The following is a 673-nucleotide window of genomic DNA, read 5'->3' as shown; positions in this document are numbered from 1 at the left end:
CTGGGTGCATTGACCACGACCAGTGGTTCGTTCAGTGCGGCCAGCACGCTGGCCGTGAGCGGCAATTTGTCGGTGACGACGACGTCTGGCGGGATCAGCCAGGGCGGCGCGTTCATCGTGGGCGGCACCTCGTCGTTCGATGCGGGCGCCAATGCGATCACCCTCACCAACGCCGGGAATGACTTCGGCGGGGTTGTGAGTCTGACCGGCGGTGCCACGCAGATCACCGACCAGAACGCACTGTCGCTTGGCACGCTGTCCACCGGCGCGCTTACGGTGACCAGCGCCGGGGCGCTGAACCTGGGCCACGGCAGCGTGGGCGGCAATCTGGCCGCCACGAGCAACGGCGGCGCGATTACTGAATCCACCGGTGGGCTGCAGGTGGCCGGTACCGGCAACCTGCAGGCGGGCACGGGTGCGATCACGCTGACTGATGGAGGCAACCACTTTGCCGGTGCGGTAACCGCGGTCGGGCAGGGTGTGTCGCTGGTGGATGCCGGCAATCTGACCATCGCCGCGCTTAGCAGCGGCATCAACGGCACGGTGGAGCTGACGGCTGGTGGAACGCTGACGCTGCCGACGTCGGGCATCGACACCGGGACGGCGGACCTGACGCTGGCGGCGAACGGAGGCTCGCTGGTGATGCCCGGCGCGCTGAGCGGCGCGAACGTGA

Annotated in this window: 1 pseudogene; it reads left to right on the top strand. The window is 68.4% G+C overall.

The features are described 5' to 3' along the window. Positions 1 to 54: 54 nt before the first annotated feature. Positions 55 to 673, top strand: a pseudogene (locus ISP17_RS19510) (filamentous hemagglutinin N-terminal domain-containing protein); the annotation flags it as partial.

The organism is Dyella ginsengisoli, assembly GCF_044904665.1.
In the GTDB taxonomy this organism is placed as follows: Bacteria; Pseudomonadota; Gammaproteobacteria; order Xanthomonadales; family Rhodanobacteraceae; genus Dyella_A; species Dyella_A ginsengisoli.
Note: the sequence above shows the minus strand (reverse complement) of the source record. Positions and strands in the feature narration are given on the sequence as shown.